This window comes from Stenotrophomonas sp. (assembly GCF_032099025.1).
In the GTDB taxonomy this organism is placed as follows: domain Bacteria; phylum Pseudomonadota; class Gammaproteobacteria; order Xanthomonadales; family Xanthomonadaceae; genus Stenotrophomonas.
This window is the reverse complement of the sequence record NZ_DAMCID010000001.1, coordinates 384,156-400,676: the sequence shown is the minus strand read 5'-3', so window position 1 is coordinate 400,676 and position 16,521 is coordinate 384,156. Positions and strand designations below refer to the sequence as shown.

The window sequence follows — 16,521 nt, the reverse complement described above, 5'->3', positions numbered from 1 at the left end:
CCTCAATGGTCTTCTTCGACGGTGGATTTTTCGATGTCGGCCTTGATCAGGAAGCTCTGGGCCACCACCACCTGTTCACCGGCCTTGAGCCCTTCCAGCACTTCGGCGCGCTCAGCGTCGCGGCGCCCCAGCTTGACCGACCGGGTGTGGTAGGTCTCTCCCTGCTGCACGTAGACCACGTCCTGATCTTCTGCGGTCTGCAACGCGGTGATCGGCACCACCAACGCCGCCGATTGGCGATCCACGGTGACCCGCGCCTTGACCGCCGAACCCGGCCGCCACAGGCCATCGGTGTTGGCCACGGTGGCGCGCGCAATGGTGCTTTGGCTGGCGGTGGCGGTGCCGGGCAGGACGCGCTCCAAGGTGGTCTGCGCCGTGACGCCATCGCTCAAGCGGGTGACTGTCACCGGCACGCCGGCACCGATGTGCTGGACGTCGGCCCCGAAGATGTGCAGGTCCACCCACAGGGTGGACAGGTCGGCGACCTCGAACAGTGGCGCGCCCTCAGCCGCCGCCATGCCCACGGCGGCCGTACGCGCCATCACCACGCCGCTGATCGGCGCGGTGACGGTATAGGTGGTCAGGCTCAGGTTGCTCTCCACGGTGGCCAGGGCCTGGCCGGCACGCACCTGATCACCCACGCCGGCTCGCACAGAGCGGACCGGTCCGGGGAAGCGTGCAGTGACCTGCGCGATGCGCCCATCGATCGGGGTGAGCAGACCTTGCACCTCATGCTCGTCAGCAATCTCACCAGGTCCTGCCGGCGCGACCTGGATACCCGCCGCCTGCGCCGCCTTGGCGGCAATCTTGGTTTCCAGCGGCGCTTCCTCGTGCTCGCCGTGCTCTTCGCCCTCAGCGGCGGCGGCGCCCTCAGTGGCTTCGTTGGGAGCCGACGCATTGCAGGCGGTCAGCAACAGGGTCATGCCCAGTGCGGTCCAGGAAAAACGGCTCATGGGTTATCTCCAAATGAAGCGGCCGGCGGCGGCGTTACAAGCGCCTGGCCGGTCAGTCGTTGAATTTCGATCAGGGCACGCTGCGCATCCAAGGCCACGTCCAGCTGCTGCTGGGCCATGGCCGTGCGTTCGGACTGCAACTGTGCCCATTCCAGGTAACTGATCGCCCCGGCGTGATAGGCACGCTCAGCGGCCTGCTCGGCTCGGGCCAGCTTCGGCAACACGTCGCTGTGCAGGCGCGCTACCTCTGCCTGTGCCACGATGTAGCGGCCATGGGCCTCGACCAGCGTGGAATACAGCGACAGACCCTTGGCCTCGCGCTCGATCGTCAGGACCTCCAGCTCGGCTTCGCCGGCGCGGATCTCTGGCTGTGCGCGGCTGCGGCTGCCCAGTGGCATGGACACGCTGGCCACCAGCGCGGTGTCGTCGGTCTCCTGCAGTCGGCGCACACCCAGCTGCCAGGACAGATCCGGTGAGGCCGCCGAACGCGCCAGTTGGAGTCGCGCCTGCGCGATCCGGCGGGAATCGGCAAATTGCGCAAGTTCCGGAGTCCGCTCCAGCTCCTCGGCCAGCGTCTGCATGGAGGCGATCGCCGGCAGGGCCATCGGATCGGCCGGGGCCACCTCAAAGTTGGGAGTACGCTCGCCCCACAGCGCGGCCAGATGCTGACGGGCGGCCAGTCGCTGTTGCTCGGCCCGATCACGGGTCAGCTCGGCCCGCGCCAGCGCTGCCTGTGCGGTGAGCAGCACCGATTCGGGCGAAGCCCCGGCCTGCAGGCGCTGCCGGGCGGCGGCCACGGTGCGCTGGCGCTGGCCAACATCCATCTCCGCCAGGCCGCGTTGCCGGTCAGCACCGACAACGGCCAAATAGCGCTGCGCCGTCTCGGCAAGCAAGTCCAGCCGCCCGGTCTCGCGCTGCACGGCCAGCGCGTCAATTCGGCTTTGGGCCAAGGTCCGGCGCGCGTCGAGCTTGCCGCCGCGCTCCAGCACCGAGCTCAGGCTCAAGGTCAACTCGGCGTTGTCCAGACCGCGGGCCGCGCCAGTGCCCAACGCATTTTCGATCTCGGCACCGAGCGTCCACGGTGGGCGCTGCACCGCCTGGTCGCGCTCGGCAGCGAGCACGGTGGCCCGGGCATCGACCAGGCGCAGCTCGGGGTGGCTTTGGGCCACACGCGCGAACGCGTCGTCCAAGGTCATCAACTCGGCCGCTGCCACCGGCGTTGTCGCCGCAGTCAGCAGCAGCCACGCGGCCAAGGCCGCCAATCGCACATACATGGGAGTACTCCGAAGGGTTTCGATATCAACAAGCGACCGCCACCACGCACCGCAGGTCGCTGAGCCGGTGCTGCCGGCGGACATCACCCTGCGATCGGAGGCCGGAACGGCGCGACCGGGTGCTCGTGCGGATAGGGGCGCGTGTTGGCGTGCATCACCGGCAGATACCGGCCGATGTCCGCAACGGACAGCAGGATCTCAGGGGGCTGTGCGGCTTGGCTGCAGCACAGCGCCAGCTGGTGAAGCCGGTGCAAGGCGGCGCCGATGCCACGCTCAGGTGCTGGTGCGACCACTGCCGGCCCATGGGCGGCAATGGTCGGATGGATGTGAACGTGCAGTTCGCTCGCCAGACCCAAGACCGGCTGGACTAGCAAACCTACCGCCAGCTGCGCCAGCAGCAGCCAGCGGAGGCCCGTCCGCAGCCGGCCAATGGCGATCATGCGGGGGTCTTGCTCGCGTCGGCACGTGCCCGGCGGGCATCACCCAGGATCTCGAAAGCTTCCTTGATCACATACAGACCGATCAGGGCGCCGATCACGAAATCCGGGTACGGGCTAGCCAACCACCACACCAACAGGCCGGCCAGGATCACCCCAACATTGGCCACCACATCGGCGCGGGTGAACAACCAGGTCGCCCGCAGATGCACTTCGCCGGACTTCAGCGGAGCCAGCATGCGCAGCACCGTCACGTTGACCACCAGCGACAGCAGGGCGGTACCAATCATCCAGCCGCTGACCGGCTCGGCACCGAACATTACGCGGCGGCCGACCTCGACCAACACGCCCACACCCAGCACAAGCAGCACGCTGCCGCTGACCCACGCGGCATTGGCCTTGAAGCGCGCCGTGCGCCCGATAGCGACCAGGCCAATGGCATAGGCGGTGGCATCGGACAGCATGTCCAGAGCGTCGGCCAGTAGGCCAGTGGAATGGGCAATCCAGCCGGCGATGCCGCCGATCACGGCCATCGCCGCGTTCAATGCTAAGGCGATCCAGAGGACGCGCCGCTCCTGCGCATTCTTGGCCTCGTGGTGGCAGCCACAATCACTCATCGGAACATCTCCATTCGCAAGGAAGCCGGGCCCGGCGGGACGCTGGCATGACACAGCCGGTGAGGGTAAAGTCCGTAGCTACTACGGAGTCAAGCGTACTACGAATGAAAATCAGTGAGGCTGCCGACGCCAGTGGATGCCACTTGGAGACGATCCGCTATTACGAGCGGATCGGCCTGCTGCCGCGCCCGGGGCGCTCGGGCAATGGCTACCGGGTCTATGGCCCGGCCGACATCGAGCGGCTGCGCTTCATTGCCCGCGGCCGGGACCTGGGCTTCAGCCTGGAGGAGGTCCGCAGCCTGCTGCAGCTGGCCGGCGATGAGGAGCTTTCGTGCGGGGACGTGGACCGGCTGGCACGCAGCCATCTGACCGACGTGCGGGCGCGCATGGCCGACCTGCAGCGCATGGCCAGCGAGTTGGAACGGGTGATTGCCAGTTGCCACGGCGGTCAGCGGGCTGAATGCACCATCCTGTCGACCCTGCGGCAGCCGGTCGCTGTGGAGGCCACGCGCCAGTGACCGAACTGGACCGCTACCTCGATGCGGCCACGCGCCAGAACACGGTGCGCAGCTATGCGTCGGCGCTGCGGCACTTCGAGGTTGAATGGCAAGGCCACCTCCCAGCGACACCGGACAGCGTGGCGCGGTACCTGGCCGCGTATGCGCAGACCCTAGCCGCCAGCACGCTTCGCCACCGGCTGGCCGCCATTGCCTCTTGGCACCGCGACCACGGCTTTGTCGACCCGACCCGGTCGCCGCTGGTGCGCAAGGTGCTCAAAGGCATCCAGACCCTGCACCCGGGCCAGGTCAAGCAAGCCGCGCCGCTGCAGATTCGGCGGCTGGTCGAGCTCGATGACTGGTTGGCTGCCGCGATCGCGGCGGCGCATGCCCGGGGCGACGGAGCGGCGGCGCTGCGCCATCAACGCGACCGAGCGTTGGTGCTGCTCGGATTCTGGCGGGGCTTCCGTGGCGATGAACTGCTGCGTCTGGACGTGGCCCATCTCACGATGGTGCCGGGACAGGGGATGACCTGTTTCCTGCCGCGCAGCAAGGGCGACCGCCAGGCCGCCGGCGTCACCTACAAGGTGCCGGCGCTGTCGCGGTTGTGCCCGGTGGAGGCGACCCAGGTGTGGCTGCAGGCGGCCGACCTGCACGAAGGGCCGGTGTTTCGGGCGGTCAACCAATGGGGCCAGGTGAGCGCCGAGGGCCTGCATCCCAACAGCTTGGTGCGCCTGCTACGCGAGTTGCTGACCAGTGCCGGCTTTGCCGATGCGGGGCTCCACAGCAGCCATTCGTTGCGCCGCGGCTTTGCCAGCTGGGCCAACGACCAAGGCTGGGACATGAAGGCGCTGATGGAGTACGTGGGCTGGCGCGATGTGCAGTCGGCCATGCGCTATCTGGACGGGCGTGACCCCTTTGCCCGGGACCGCATTGAAGCAAGCCTGCCCAGTCCAACCGCGGTACCGGCGATGGCGCTGCCGGCGCCCGAGGACAAATCGGCCCTGCAGCTGCGCATGCGCATGACGAGACCGCCTACCGGCGACTGAAGCCTGATCCCACCGCCAACGAACTGGAGGAGGTCTATACCCCCACCGCCGCTGAGATTGCATTCGCCAAACAGCTGGCCACCCAGCCGAGACCGCAGCTGGCGGTACTGATTCATCTCAAGCTCTTCTAGCGCCTGGGTTACTTCACGGTGTTGGCCGAAGTGCCCGAGCGGATCCGGAAGCAACGCCTAGGCCGCCCGACCCCGCAATTCAGTTTATTGGGACTTCAACCTCGCGCATCAATACTCGCCGGCTGCGTGAGGACACGTCTGGTTGGATTTTTTCGCCGACTCGGGCTTGTTTGCGCCGCGCGCTAAGCTTGTTCAACAATAGGTGTCTGCGCAGACCTAGCGCAACGATCATGTCCCGCTCGTCCCGCAATACGCGCCCCTTGTCGCAACGTCCCAAATCGCGGAGGCCGTCTATACGAAGGTGCACCGGGCAGCTTCGAGATGCACCACGCTGAAACAGGGACCAATGCGGCAGATTGCTGATCCCATCACAATGCACGGCGTTTTTGTTGGAACGCCTAACCGAGGACTGCAGTTGCGCAAGGGTCTGCACCCACTCCTCGAAAGAGCTCAAATAGCTAAGTGCAGCCTCTCTTAAGCTTGGGCATAGCATCGGTGCCGTATGAGATAAGTAGAAGCCTTGGAACAACTGATCTTCAATCTCACGAAGTTCGATACGCCGCTGCATTAGCCACACCGCATACGCCTGTGCAAGACAGCAAAGATGCGGTTGTAGTTTCACGACGCGATGAATGCGGCGATCACTGATCCCCACCGACCGGGTAGCATGAATTCTGCACGCAGCATGTCCCTTTAGATGGGTTCGACGCAGCCGACGTGCGATGCATCTGAGTAGTTTCCGGTACGGATCAATGGGATCGGGTTGTTCGGGGTCATGCAAATAATGTGGCAGTGGCGACAGATGTGTGGTTGGAAACAGCTTGAAGGAGTGAGGGCGTTGCGAAAGCGCGGCTTCAATGCGTTTGCTTGGGATTCTCACAAGCGCATACCAATACAGGCTTGCATCCGTGCTACGTCCTTGGGCGTCGATGAATGGCGAGCCCTCGCCCGTTCCAGCTTTTTGGTAGTCATATGTAGCCGCATTCGCCGCAGCCTCCCATTTCTCAAGTTCGTCTAGAACCCGAGCCTCCGATTGCCTTCTAGGAGTTTCGATCGCGCCGGGAATTTCGCGCCTTAGTGGCGATGCGCCGCAGGATTTGCAGACGAATCCATGCACCTCCCTCCCCTTTGTATCCAGAGCGATTCCACAGCGAGGGCAGCCAGTCTTCAGCTTTCGGCGGTGGAGGATGCAGTGGCGGAATCGCTTATCCTGCTGATAGCGATAGTGCATGCCTGATTGAATGCAAGTGGGGCAATAGCGGAGAGGCTCGTCCTCCAGCCATCGACAGCGTTCTCCCAGTGCTGAATTGACGTCTAGAATGAAGGCACAAAGATCATCGGGTGCCTGGACGGTGAGAATCTGCTCAGAAAGGAATACGGCTGTCTCCCCAAGGTTGAATCTCCACGACTGGCTTAACCTACTCCATTGGATATCGCTGACGTTGAACCACTCCAACAACTGGACGATTGTCCAGGAGGAGCAATGGTCGTCGATCAGCAAGCGGCTCCAGGCGATCATGACCGCCTTGATGCCCTTGCCCTGCCGGTTGCTGTAGCCGCTAGCGCTGGTGGCGTTCTGCTCCGGTAGCCTGAGTCCAGAATAGCTCGCTCCCACGTGACCCGTGGAATCCTCAGGGCTTCGGCGTCAGCACCTTCGTTCTCCTGGCCGACCAGCATCAGCGCCTCGGCTACCCATTGCATGCTTATGCCTTCATGGTCGACCATTCCAGCTGATTGAGCCCGAAACGCTTCGTACAACTCTGATGCACAGTTCGCCAAGCGGAAGCCATTGGCATGGGCACACGGCCACAAATATTGCGTGTATGACCACCCAGACCCGCGGGGGTATTCGGTCTCCTCGTCGCACGACTTGAGAACGACGCGGAGATCAGCAGCATCCTGCAGGCTTCTAAACTCGATCAACTCCGCCATGAATCTGATCGTCAGGTCCGGCATCTCGGCCATAAACCGCTGATGCATTGTGCATAGTTGACTCTGGCCGAAAAGAACCACCGTGACCTTTATCTCATGAACATTCAGCCAGTTGACAACGCGCTTCAGCCATCCGAGATCTTTGACGTGCAGGTTTTGGGCTTCGTCAATAACCAGGAAAAGATGACGTCCAGAGACGGACATGGCGTAGAGTGCTCGAAGCAATTGATCGCGCTTTCCTGCAAGTGAGCGATGCACCCGAGGCTCGTAGTCGATGATAGATAGAAGATCCTCGATCAATGCGCCTTCCGCGGCGACCTCCTTGGATGACGGCTCGTAGACCACGAATGCAGATCCGGGAAACTGGGCGGGGGCCAGCTTCTCTAGAGCATAAATGCAGGACGATTTCCCGCACAATGGGTGCGCCCAGAAGGCGATCGAGGAGCGGAAGCGTTGCGCTCTGTCGAACACCAGGCGGGCGACTTCCTTTACGGGCGCGGTAGGCAGTACAGCTGCTGCCATAAGAAGTGGGTGCCTATCCCGCAGCGATGGGTAGGTGGCTCGGATCGCCGCGATGCTGTCCTGAGGGTTCATGCGTGGCCTCATCATTTTGCGATGACGGTAAAGTCGATATCCCGCCCAGCTCGAACGCGCGCCGCCAAGGTTTTCGTGTCGGGGCGTTTGGGCTTTCGCTCGCTCAGTGGCTCAGCTGTATATCCCTTCCGGGCCTCCTCAGCGACTACGGTTGCTGCGCGGGTGGACCGTGGAGCACTCGAACAGGCGTCGAGGGCTTGCTGGGCAAGCTTTCCGAGCGCCTGACCTGTCGGGTTCACGTACGGATCATCATGCCCGTTCTGAATGTTGGACTTGAGTAATCGTCGCATCTCGAGAGAGTGCGGAAAACGCCAGCGGGAAGACAGCGGCACCAGTTCGCCTAGTTCCATCCCGTCTTCCGTGTAGGCGCGAACGCGGGATACGTCGTACGGGTCTGCATGAATCTGTACTCTGCGACCAATGAGATCCCAGCGAGCTGCCAAAACTGGCGAGCTGTACTCTACGCTGGCATAGCAGATGCACGGTGATCTACCCTTTGCGCGACTGCCGCGCACCGGAGCTGAGCTCACCTCGATCCTCAGCGGCGGTGACAGGGCTGATCGGGCCGGAGCTAGCGGGGCGAGACAGCCAGAGCCTGTTGCGTAGTACTCAAGCATTTGCGCCGCAGGGCTACCCCCATAGTTTGCTTCGGTACCATTGAGGTTCCAACGATCCACGGCGGCAGCGGTCTCCCGCATGAGTTGTTCAAGGGTAACCTTGTGCTTTACGGCCTGCGATTCGGGCTTGTTTCGCCTGGTGTCTACCGGACTGTTCCCCGTTGTCGAAGGTGATTGGTGAAACACTTCCTGCTCAATCCACCCAAAGACCCGCTCGACCACCGCTCGACGCTCCGGTCGCTTGATGCCGCCCCAAGAGACGGCGGCCCCCGTCTCCGAACGCACCCTGTCACCAACGGAGTCGGAAAGGTGCGCGAGCGCGTTATCAACGAAGACGCTTACGAATCCGGCGCGGAATTCTGGGTCATCAGCTTGATTCCCAATCGAAACATGTAGCGCACGCACAATCTCCTCAGACAGGCACTGCCCAGCGACAGCGTTGCCCATGCACCCAAGGAAATCAGCGGTGGTAATCTGTCGGCGCACCACGACAGCCCAGCCAAGAATGTAGCTCGTGAACCTGTCCACTACTACGATGAGGGTCATGCGGTAGCAGGGCACATACTTGGTGCCCTTGGGAGTGTTGACCCCTACTGCGAAGATGATGTCTGACGTGTGCTCGTCAGCTTCAACGATCTCAAATGGTGCTACAGCCTCGGGACTCTCTGGCCAACGGCCTGGTCGTTTTGATCTTTGCCTGCATTCCTCGCCGTACTGCAGCAAGGCAATCTTCTCGTGTCTCTGGGTAAAGAAATCCTCCACGTACTTGCCGATGCAGTTCCTCCCTTTGCGGTTCACGCAGAACGGCCAGGCCTGTCGACTAATGCCAGAGGTGGTACATAGCTGCAGGAAGATTTCATGAGCAGTCAGCTTGGTAGCTCTTCCTCGCTTCCGGCCATCCGGATCAATCCCAGTCGCGAGGTACTTATCCAGTCCCGCTTGGACATCCGGCTGCCGAGTGAACAGCGCCGACAGTGCCCCCGTGTAGCCCCCTAATGACTGCCGTGGCATAGCACATACCGGCTTCACTCGAATAGGTTTGCCTGTTCGAAATCCCTTTGCCAAGCCCGTCCAGCCTGCTACGCGGCCATCATCCATTACGGCTACGCATCTGTTGAGGTATCGAAGTACCTCGCTTGTTTGAAGTCCGTAGGATGATGCGATCGAGGAAGTCGAATCCCCGTTCAGATAGGCGATCAAGCCATGCATCCTCCGCTCATACAACGCCAACTCTGCTGCGCTCAATTGACTCGCGTCGAACGCGGGCCACGCCCCGTAGTCGGCAAGTTCCGCAGGAAGTGTCCTGCGGTTAAATCTAACGGCCGAAGTCATGCCGAGCCCTCAGGAGCTTGGTATGCGAGGACCATGGGTTGGCGTCCATGTCGGAGCTTATGACGCGGTTGCGCAAAGCAAGGACGGTGGCACCGATTACCACAGCGGGATGAATCGGTCCTTGGCTGCGCATCACCTCGCCGAGAGTGGTCTTGCCGCGCCGTCGGACAACGGCCTCAATTTGTTGTGCAACCGGGCCAAGGTCTGAGCCGCGGCTGCGATGGTAAGCCGAGATAGCGAATTGCCAGTTACGTATCCTCATCGCGAATCGGCAAAAGTCGCGTGTGCTAATCACAACGAGCGAATCGCGGCACACGACGCTCAGTGCGTCCACGTTTTCCTTGGATCGCATCGAGCCATCGTCGATCGCAAAGGCCTTCACCGATCTATCAACCAACGTAACCATTGCGTCGGCGACGACCGTGTCTACCCCATCAGGTATCTCTAATGCCCGCTCCTTATACTCAGTGCTGAGGATCGTCGGATCGCCCTCGCAGTAATAGAAGAGTTTCATCCGCAGGTCGCCGCTCAGTGTCACCGGTGACTCTGCTGTGGGCGACTGAAGTACCCAGAGGTTTGCTGAGTTGCTAGACCGCGCTTGGCGTATGCCGAGACGGCGTTGCCTAGCCTTCGTAACGAGGCTCATCCTCTCTCTCCTGGCGTATCACCCAGCATGCTTGGCTCTTTGCCTGCACAAATGCGACCGCAGGCGTGTTGGTGGCCGAGTTGCTAGCTGGAGCTCTGCGCGATTTCCGTTTGCGATGCACAGCGCGGCTCCGGAGGCCATGGTCAGGAACCTACTCCTGCAATGGGGGCGGTGCAACCGGATCCGTGCAAGAACTGACCAGTTGACTGAGCAAATTGCAGAAATACGTGCTGTTTCAGAAGTTGTTGCAGATTTACCTTAATGTGGCACCGTATTCAGCTTGTTAGCAGTAGGCATGCGCGCTGGCTAAACTACTGAAAACTGGATGATCTCAGGTTGCACACATACGTGGTCCGTCAATCCACCAGGCGCGCGTCCACCAATCCTGCGACCCCCTGGCCGATCTGATCAGGGCGACTGTGATCGGCATGGAGATTCGTGAATACAGCAACCGAGACGCCCGTTCCCAGGTATCTGCCGAAGTACGACGTAAACCCCTGCCATGCGCCGTCATGCTCCACGATGGGACCCGATGGGTGGTTGCGGACAAACCAGCCCAGACCGTAGCCTCCCTCGGGAACCACGCCGTCGACCGGATACGGTGTCCACATCTGCGCCAACGTAGCGGGAGCCAGAACGGAGGCGCTGCACAAGGCGCGATCCCAGTGCTCCAGATCCCGCACGGTCAGGTACAGGGTGCCGTCCGCCGTGGAATTGAAGGTGGGCGATACCCATGCCTGGTTGTACAGGGTCCCTTCCCTGCGTTCGTACCCTGCGGCCCGATGGGGGACGATCTCCTGGTCGGATATCACCCGGGATGCGGTCATGCCGAGACGGCCGAAAATGTCCTCCGCCAGGATGTCGCCGTGGAATTTCCCGGTGATGCTGCGGATGACGGCGCCAAGAAGGAGGTAATTTGCGTTGCGGTAGCTCCACGTTTCTCCTGGAGACGCCTCAACGGGCAGCTGGGAAACCTTCTGCACCAGTTCCGCTTCCGTAAAGTCCCGGCGCACGTCGAACGGCCCGTCGCGGCCGGTCAACTCGTCGCCGTCATAATCGGCAATGCCCGACGTGTGCGAGAGCAGCTGGCCGATGGTGATCGCCTGCCACGTCTCAGGCAGTCCGGCCACATGTGAGCGGATGCTGTCATCCAGGCGAAGCCTGCCCTGCTCCACAAGCATCATCACCAGGGTTGCGGTGAACGTTTTTCCAATCGAGCCAGACTGCATCACGGTATCCGGGGTGGCCGGCACGTCGTGCTCGATGTTCGCAAGTCCATACCCCTTCAAGAGCACGGCGTGCCCATGGCGATAGACGCCGAGCGTCAAGCCAGGGATCTGCTGCCGAGCCATTTCAGACGCGACATAGCGGTCAATCGCCTGAAGCTGGGTGACAGGAAGTTCGGCCGGGCTTGCGGCCGCCTGGCACAGCGCCGTTGCGGCAATAAGTTTCGACAGCATCGGGTTGCTCTGTGTCCGTAATGTGGTTGCTGCGTCCAGGTAGGATCCCACCGCCAAGCGGATTTTACCGGCAAGGTCGGAGATAGAGTCTTCGCAGAAGTACATGGCGTGCAGAGCGTTACACTGCCATCCTGGAAGGCTAAGCTATGGCCCGTAGCCGCCTGGATAGGGCCAGGACAGGAATTGCACGAAACCGTACGTCAAGGTCCCACGAATGGAGAGCGATTTTAGATGAAGAATTGGCTGATCGGCGTAGTAGTCACCATGGCATGGACCAGCCCCTGCGCTGCTCAAATCGCCCCTGAGTTGCTCGGCGGCGCGGATCCGGGAAAGCCGATGTTCAGCGAATCCTTCTACAAGGGGGTTGAGGGCAATTGGGTGCTGGTGCGCGAATCCGTCAACACCGGTTACCACTGCTCGGTTAATTTCATCTCGCCAGATTCCACCTTTTCGCTTCGTGGCCCCGCCGACGCTGAAATGGCGCGAAAGGGTCATGGCGGCCTTTGGTTCATCAGCCAGGCGATCCCTCCGGTGACAAAGACCGAGATCGTTCCCATCACGTTGTCATCTACCAACCACCCCACGCAGAACGTCCAGGCCGCCCATGTGAGCATGCCGGGCCAGAGCAGTGGGGCGTTGTTGCTCACCATCGACGTGCGGAAATCGGTGAAGGAAAAGCCGGACAGTAATGAGCTCGCTATCCAGTTTCAGGGGAAAGAGGTGTTCCGCTCAAAGGTTGTCCAGCTGCAGCTGGCGTATCGCCAGCTTTCGGCTTGCATGAGCGCGACTCAAAAATAGGCCGTGATTTCAGCCGTTTGGCATGTTCAAGATGTCGGCGCAGGCGTCACTTATCTTTCTAGTGTCGCCACTTGCTTCACTGAAGACATTCACATCGGCAACCCTCAGCATCCCGGCGCTGTCCGGGATCAGTACATAGCGGACGTTGCAGCTTTTATATCCGCCGCCGCCATACGTCGCGCCGGTTGCGAGGTTCTGCCACATGACGCGATTGTCAAAGGACTGCCCATAAGACAGCGTCCGCGCGATGCCGACCTGACGGACAGCTGGGTTGCCGTTCGAGGCGACGACCTCTTGCTCGGTCTTGCCCACCCACACCGGAATCAGGATCGATTCACTGCGCGATAAACGCCTTTTTGCCCGGTATTCAGCGGCGGCCTGAGTAAAATCCAGATCGGTCTTCATCGTCTCCAGACTGCCCTGCACCCTCCCCTGTGCTTCGGCTACTTGTTGCTGCATTTGCGCCAATTTTGCCTTGTGCGCTGCCGATTCTGCTGGGGTCAGCTTGCGGCCGTTGTTGATCGCAGGCTTCGGTACATCGGACCACAGCTTTTCCCAGGTAAAGTCGGCAAGCGAACTCATCGACAGTCCGTCCGGGACCAGTTCCAGTCCATTCAAACCAAGGGCTGCCAGTTTCGGTCGCAATGTGTCGGCCTGAACCACACGATTGACCGACGCAGCTTCTTTGGCGCCGATAATGCTGTCACTGTTGCAGGCTACATTCCATGCCTGTCGCATCGTATGGCTGCTCGTACTTTGCCAATCGGTGGGCTGGAGATCAATGATCGCCGGATCCTGTTTCATGGACTTCGTGCCGCTGGCCACCCGGAATTCCACGGAATCCGGCGTGTCCAACATGCCGGTTGAATCAGCCTTGTGCTTGGGCGCGCCACGGCCGCGCTGACTCGGCTTGGGGCATTTGAACTGGAGTTGATATTCCAACCATAGGGGTTGGTCGATCGCTTCATAGACCATTGTCACATCAATCTGACGGATCCGGTTTGGGCCAGGATTCGTGACATCATCGACCGGCGTGCGGTCGGTAGCCGCGTCATTGGCGTAGACATTGACACGCTTTCCGGCTGCACCCTGCATATCGATCAGAAGCTCGCTGGCCCCGACTTGCGCCGCGAAAGCCATGATGCCCGCGCCGATTGCGAATTTTGTGATTGGTCGTGCCATGAGCGCTTCCTTGTCCGTTTTACCAACTCGCGCTCTACCGCGCACGTACGCTAAGCAACCTTTGGAGCTTCTGCCGCAACCAGGCGCTTCCGGGTCGATCGTGCTGCACCGATGCTAAGCATCGGCAATGGCTCTGGCAACCCCCGGCCCCGCTTCAAGCTTGCGGAAAACCCCAGCACTAGACTGTGCGACAGGCGTTGCGCGGTCAAGCGCGACCTAGAACTCCGCTTCCTTGCTTGCAGCAGGCTGCAGCACTTGCTGCCCCACATCATTACCGATGTTGAGGAGCCCGATCCCGCCAGAAAGCCCTTGTGCTCGCATGGCCTGCGATTGCACGACCGAAGAATAATCCGCAAAGAAATCAGGCTTGCGCCATTGCGCGGAAATCGATTCGCGGCTGCCGCCCAGATCGTTGTTCCAGCTCACCGCTTTCTGCGCACTGGGCGGGCCGAACTTGCGCTTGAGCAGCTCCATCACGCGCGGCTGCGCCTCGAACCCCGTGGTGTTGAAGCGCAAGGCGATCACACGCCCGTTGCGCAGCAGAACCAGGCCGCCTGCACCCTCCAGAGAAAAAGCGTCACCTGCGCCCGCGCCCATCGACATGCCGATCGGTGCCACCCACGCCGGAAACTCACCCGTGGCGAAGACCAGGTACCCGTACTCCCCTGCCCCGAACTCGGTATTGCCGACGGCCATGTTTGTCGTGCCGGGCGCGACGCACAACCCTGTTGCCGGTGGGGTGGCCTTCAGCGGCTCCGGCGGCGGGCTCATCAGCTCGTTGAACGCCCTGGCCCCCAACCCTTTGTTGCTTCTGCGGGCAGCTGGAGCGGGCAAGGATATCTGGCAAGCGGGCAGCGCTAGTGGTGCCCCTATTGTGATGCCGAATATGTCACGTTCCCCCGCAGAGACCGGAACGGCAGACGCCATGGACAGTAGAACGACAAGCGAACTGGCTGCTGCAGTGAAATGCATAGGGCTGTACTCCATCCTGGATCATGATTGAGGGGAATTGTATCCCCTGTGGGAAGCCTGGCTTCACTCCGCTGGCTCGAACGGGGGTATCCGATCATAGTCGCTCTTCACGAACCCAAGGCAGCACCCATCCCACTGCGGCGGCGGCAGCATTGCGGCGTCCGATGCCATGTCGGTACGCGGCCACCAACGGCGCAACCTGGTCATCACGGTTTTGATGGAAGGCCAGATCCCACTTGTAGTGGAAAGCATCGCCAAGCGGCGCCGAATCACGCCATTGCGGATGGCTGGCATAGAACTGCTACATGGTACGGTCGCGGGGAATATCCCAGGCGCCGTTCACCGCCTCGCGCTGCGCACGCGCGATGGTGGCCCCCTGCTCTACCGGGATTGCGCGCTCGATTGCCACCTTGGCGGAAAGGTTAAACTCTGCTCTACCAACAAGGAGCTCAGTCAACATGTCATGGCAGACCCCGCCACCGCTCACTGAAGTACAGCAGGCAATCTCCCTGTTCTTCGACGAGCTTCGCTTGAATCTTGGCCAGGTACCGTCTTCCGCATCGATCAAGGCATTCAGTGGGCGCAGCGAGGCTGAAACCTTGGAGCACCATCTGCGCTGGCTGTGGGATGATCTGGAAGACTGGGTGGCCGAACTGCCTGACCCCAGCTTTGAAGGCCCGTGGTTGAGTCATATCACCTCGCTTGGCGACGCCCCGGAGCTGGCGCTGGCCTGGCGGATCCAGGCGGACGACAGCAGCCGGATCGTTGAACATGATTGGGTGACCGTCAACGTGCAGTACGACGGTGAGCCGACCGACAGCACAGCCCGCTTCGACATGACCAAGGTCGATGGTCGCTACGTGCTCGCGCTTGACTCCATTCGCGTCATCTAATGGGACCAGCGGCTGAGCATGGAGAGTCATGAACTCATTGGCAGCTGAAGCGCTCCCAATGGGTTCCATCGAAGCGCAGGATCGCGTCATCGCCCACAGTCCACATTGCTCCCGCGGTGGCGGATGCGCTGTAGTAGGCCGGATGTCCTTCCACGGGCACGACCACCCTTTCCACCGTGCTGCCTGACAACGCCAACAACGCCCGCTGCGCGCACAGGTAGAGCGTGTCCTGGAACAGGCAGGCATGTTCGATGCTGAGATGCGCCAATGCCGGCAAAGTGAGCTCACGCCAGCCGTCCGCTCGGTTGCCTCGGAACACCGTGCCCGCATCCCCGGCCAGCACCACGCTGCCATCGGGCATGCAGTGCACCACACGAATGGTCGACTTGGTAGGTGGAGTTAGCGACTGCCACTGCCGGCCATCCCAATGCCAAAGTGCACCGCCCTCGCCCGCGGCATAGATGTCGTTTGCGCCGAAGCCATCCATCGCGTTGAAACCACAGGTGACCTGGTCCACCAATGGCGCGTGGCAACCATCATCCATCCGAACCCATCCTTCGGCGCTGCGATGGTGTACTTGTTGCTGCGTGCCGCACGCATACAACTCCCCTGCGATCTGCTGCAGGTGCAACACGTATGCATTGGGCAAGGGCAGCGTTTCATCCTGCGGTGCTTGGCCGGTCGGGTTGATCCGCAGCAGACCGCGCCTGCCCAGCATGGCGAAGGCGAGCGGCTGCTCCTCCGTGGCCGACAGCAACGCTGCGCCGTACGTGATATCGGGAAGATCGTAGACAAAGTAGAACGTGCCGTCGCGTATCAGCATCACCCGGGTGATGCTGGGCTCGTGGCCCTCCAGGTACAGGTGGCCCAAGAGCAGTGCGACGTTGGGTGCGCCGGAGATGACATGGGTGAAATACAGGTCCGTGTCCCGGCGACCTTGGGTGCTGTGTCCATCATTGCTCATGCTGTTCGCCTGGTCTGAACCCGGTATTGTCCAGCGCCATGGTCGTCGTGCCGGGCGCGACGCACAACCCCGTTGCCGGTGGGTGGGGGCCAAGGCTGGGTTCACTCCCCAGGCTCAAACGGGGGGATGGACCCGTAGTCGCTCTTGACGAACGGCGTGTCCGTGAACAGGTA

The 16,521-nt window shown here is 61.6% G+C and carries 15 protein-coding genes and 3 pseudogenes; 5 read left to right on the top strand and 13 right to left on the bottom strand.

Annotated features, from left to right (window positions below; genetic code table 11):
• Nucleotides 1-2: 2 nt before the first annotated feature.
• From RT456_RS01720 to RT456_RS01705, 4 genes are all read right to left on the bottom strand, one after another.
• A complete protein-coding gene (locus tag RT456_RS01720; protein WP_312734971.1) occupies nt 3-953 on the bottom strand; it encodes an efflux RND transporter periplasmic adaptor subunit in 951 nt (316 codons plus the stop codon).
• Nucleotides 950-2,227 (bottom strand): TolC family protein, encoded by a 1,278-nt coding sequence (locus RT456_RS01715; RefSeq protein WP_312735473.1) that lies wholly within the window; start codon nt 2,225-2,227, stop codon nt 950-952. The genes RT456_RS01720 and RT456_RS01715 overlap by 4 nt, the downstream gene beginning before the upstream one ends.
• 83 nt (nt 2,228-2,310) lie before the next feature.
• The gene (locus tag RT456_RS01710; protein ID WP_312734972.1) at nt 2,311-2,667 is read right to left on the bottom strand and encodes a hypothetical protein; all 357 of its coding nucleotides are present in this window, start codon (nt 2,665-2,667) and stop codon (nt 2,311-2,313) included.
• Entirely contained in the window at nt 2,664-3,281 is a 618-nt protein-coding gene (locus RT456_RS01705; RefSeq protein ID WP_313341644.1) for a cation transporter, read from the bottom strand. The genes RT456_RS01710 and RT456_RS01705 overlap by 4 nt, the downstream gene beginning before the upstream one ends.
• Nucleotides 3,282-3,385: 104 nt before the next feature.
• Here RT456_RS01705 and RT456_RS01700 point away from each other — a divergent pair, with 104 nt between their 5' ends.
• The 3 genes and pseudogenes from RT456_RS01700 to RT456_RS01690 form a co-directional block, all read left to right on the top strand.
• Entirely contained in the window at nt 3,386-3,799 is a 414-nt protein-coding gene (locus RT456_RS01700) for a helix-turn-helix domain-containing protein (protein ID WP_017160757.1), read from the top strand.
• A pseudogene (locus RT456_RS01695) lies at nt 3,796-4,803 on the top strand (site-specific integrase); the annotation flags it as partial. The gene RT456_RS01700 and the pseudogene RT456_RS01695, both read left to right, overlap by 4 nt.
• Nucleotides 4,776-4,955: pseudogene (locus tag RT456_RS01690) on the top strand (hypothetical protein); the annotation flags it as partial. The pseudogenes RT456_RS01695 and RT456_RS01690, both read left to right, overlap by 28 nt.
• 82 nt (nt 4,956-5,037) lie before the next feature.
• On the opposite strand, the gene RT456_RS01685 reads toward RT456_RS01690, so the two are convergent.
• The 5 genes from RT456_RS01685 to RT456_RS01665 all read right to left on the bottom strand — a co-directional run bounded on the left by RT456_RS01685 (nt 5,038) and on the right by RT456_RS01665 (nt 11,644).
• Nucleotides 5,038-6,477: a hypothetical protein gene (locus RT456_RS01685; RefSeq protein ID WP_312734977.1), complete on the bottom strand. Its 1,440-nt coding sequence runs from the start codon at nt 6,475-6,477 to the stop codon at nt 5,038-5,040.
• Nucleotides 6,474-7,484, bottom strand: coding sequence for an ATP-binding protein (locus RT456_RS01680; protein ID WP_312734980.1), 1,011 nt, complete (start codon nt 7,482-7,484; stop codon nt 6,474-6,476). Before RT456_RS01680 ends, RT456_RS01685 begins: the two co-directional genes overlap by 4 nt.
• An 11-nt stretch (nt 7,485-7,495) precedes the next feature.
• Entirely contained in the window at nt 7,496-9,301 is a 1,806-nt protein-coding gene (locus tag RT456_RS01675) for a Mu transposase C-terminal domain-containing protein (RefSeq protein WP_313341636.1), read from the bottom strand.
• 115 nt (nt 9,302-9,416) lie between these two features.
• On the bottom strand, nt 9,417-9,947 hold the full coding sequence (locus tag RT456_RS01670) for a hypothetical protein (RefSeq protein WP_312734987.1): 531 nt from the start codon (nt 9,945-9,947) through the stop codon (nt 9,417-9,419).
• Nucleotides 9,948-10,435: 488 nt separating this feature from the next.
• Nucleotides 10,436-11,644 (bottom strand): serine hydrolase domain-containing protein, encoded by a 1,209-nt coding sequence (locus RT456_RS01665; protein WP_313341633.1) that lies wholly within the window; start codon nt 11,642-11,644, stop codon nt 10,436-10,438.
• A 126-nt stretch (nt 11,645-11,770) separates the two neighbouring features.
• Here RT456_RS01665 and RT456_RS01660 point away from each other — a divergent pair, with 126 nt between their 5' ends.
• Nucleotides 11,771-12,337: a hypothetical protein gene (locus RT456_RS01660; protein WP_313341631.1), complete on the top strand. Its 567-nt coding sequence runs from the start codon at nt 11,771-11,773 to the stop codon at nt 12,335-12,337.
• Between the two features lie 9 nt (nt 12,338-12,346).
• Here the strand turns inward: RT456_RS01660 and RT456_RS01655 are convergent, their stop codons facing one another.
• The 3 genes and pseudogenes from RT456_RS01655 to RT456_RS01645 form a co-directional block, all read right to left on the bottom strand.
• Nucleotides 12,347-13,480, bottom strand: a complete 1,134-nt coding sequence (locus tag RT456_RS01655) for a hypothetical protein (protein ID WP_313341913.1) — start codon at nt 13,478-13,480, stop codon at nt 12,347-12,349.
• Between the two features lie 255 nt (nt 13,481-13,735).
• On the bottom strand, nt 13,736-14,290 hold the full coding sequence (locus tag RT456_RS01650) for a hypothetical protein (RefSeq protein ID WP_313341628.1): 555 nt from the start codon (nt 14,288-14,290) through the stop codon (nt 13,736-13,738).
• Between the two features lie 319 nt (nt 14,291-14,609).
• Nucleotides 14,610-14,906 (bottom strand): annotated as a pseudogene (locus RT456_RS01645) (DUF3526 domain-containing protein); the annotation flags it as partial.
• A gap of 43 nt (nt 14,907-14,949) precedes the next feature.
• On the opposite strand from RT456_RS01645, the gene RT456_RS01640 reads away from it, so the two are divergent.
• Complete coding sequence (locus tag RT456_RS01640; protein ID WP_313341625.1) at nt 14,950-15,384, top strand: hypothetical protein; 435 nt, start codon at nt 14,950-14,952, stop codon at nt 15,382-15,384.
• Nucleotides 15,385-15,418: 34 nt separating this feature from the next.
• Here RT456_RS01640 and RT456_RS01635 read toward each other — a convergent pair whose 3' ends face one another.
• On the bottom strand, nt 15,419-16,348 hold the full coding sequence (locus RT456_RS01635) for a hypothetical protein (RefSeq protein ID WP_313341622.1): 930 nt from the start codon (nt 16,346-16,348) through the stop codon (nt 15,419-15,421).
• Nucleotides 16,349-16,521 lie beyond the last annotated feature (173 nt).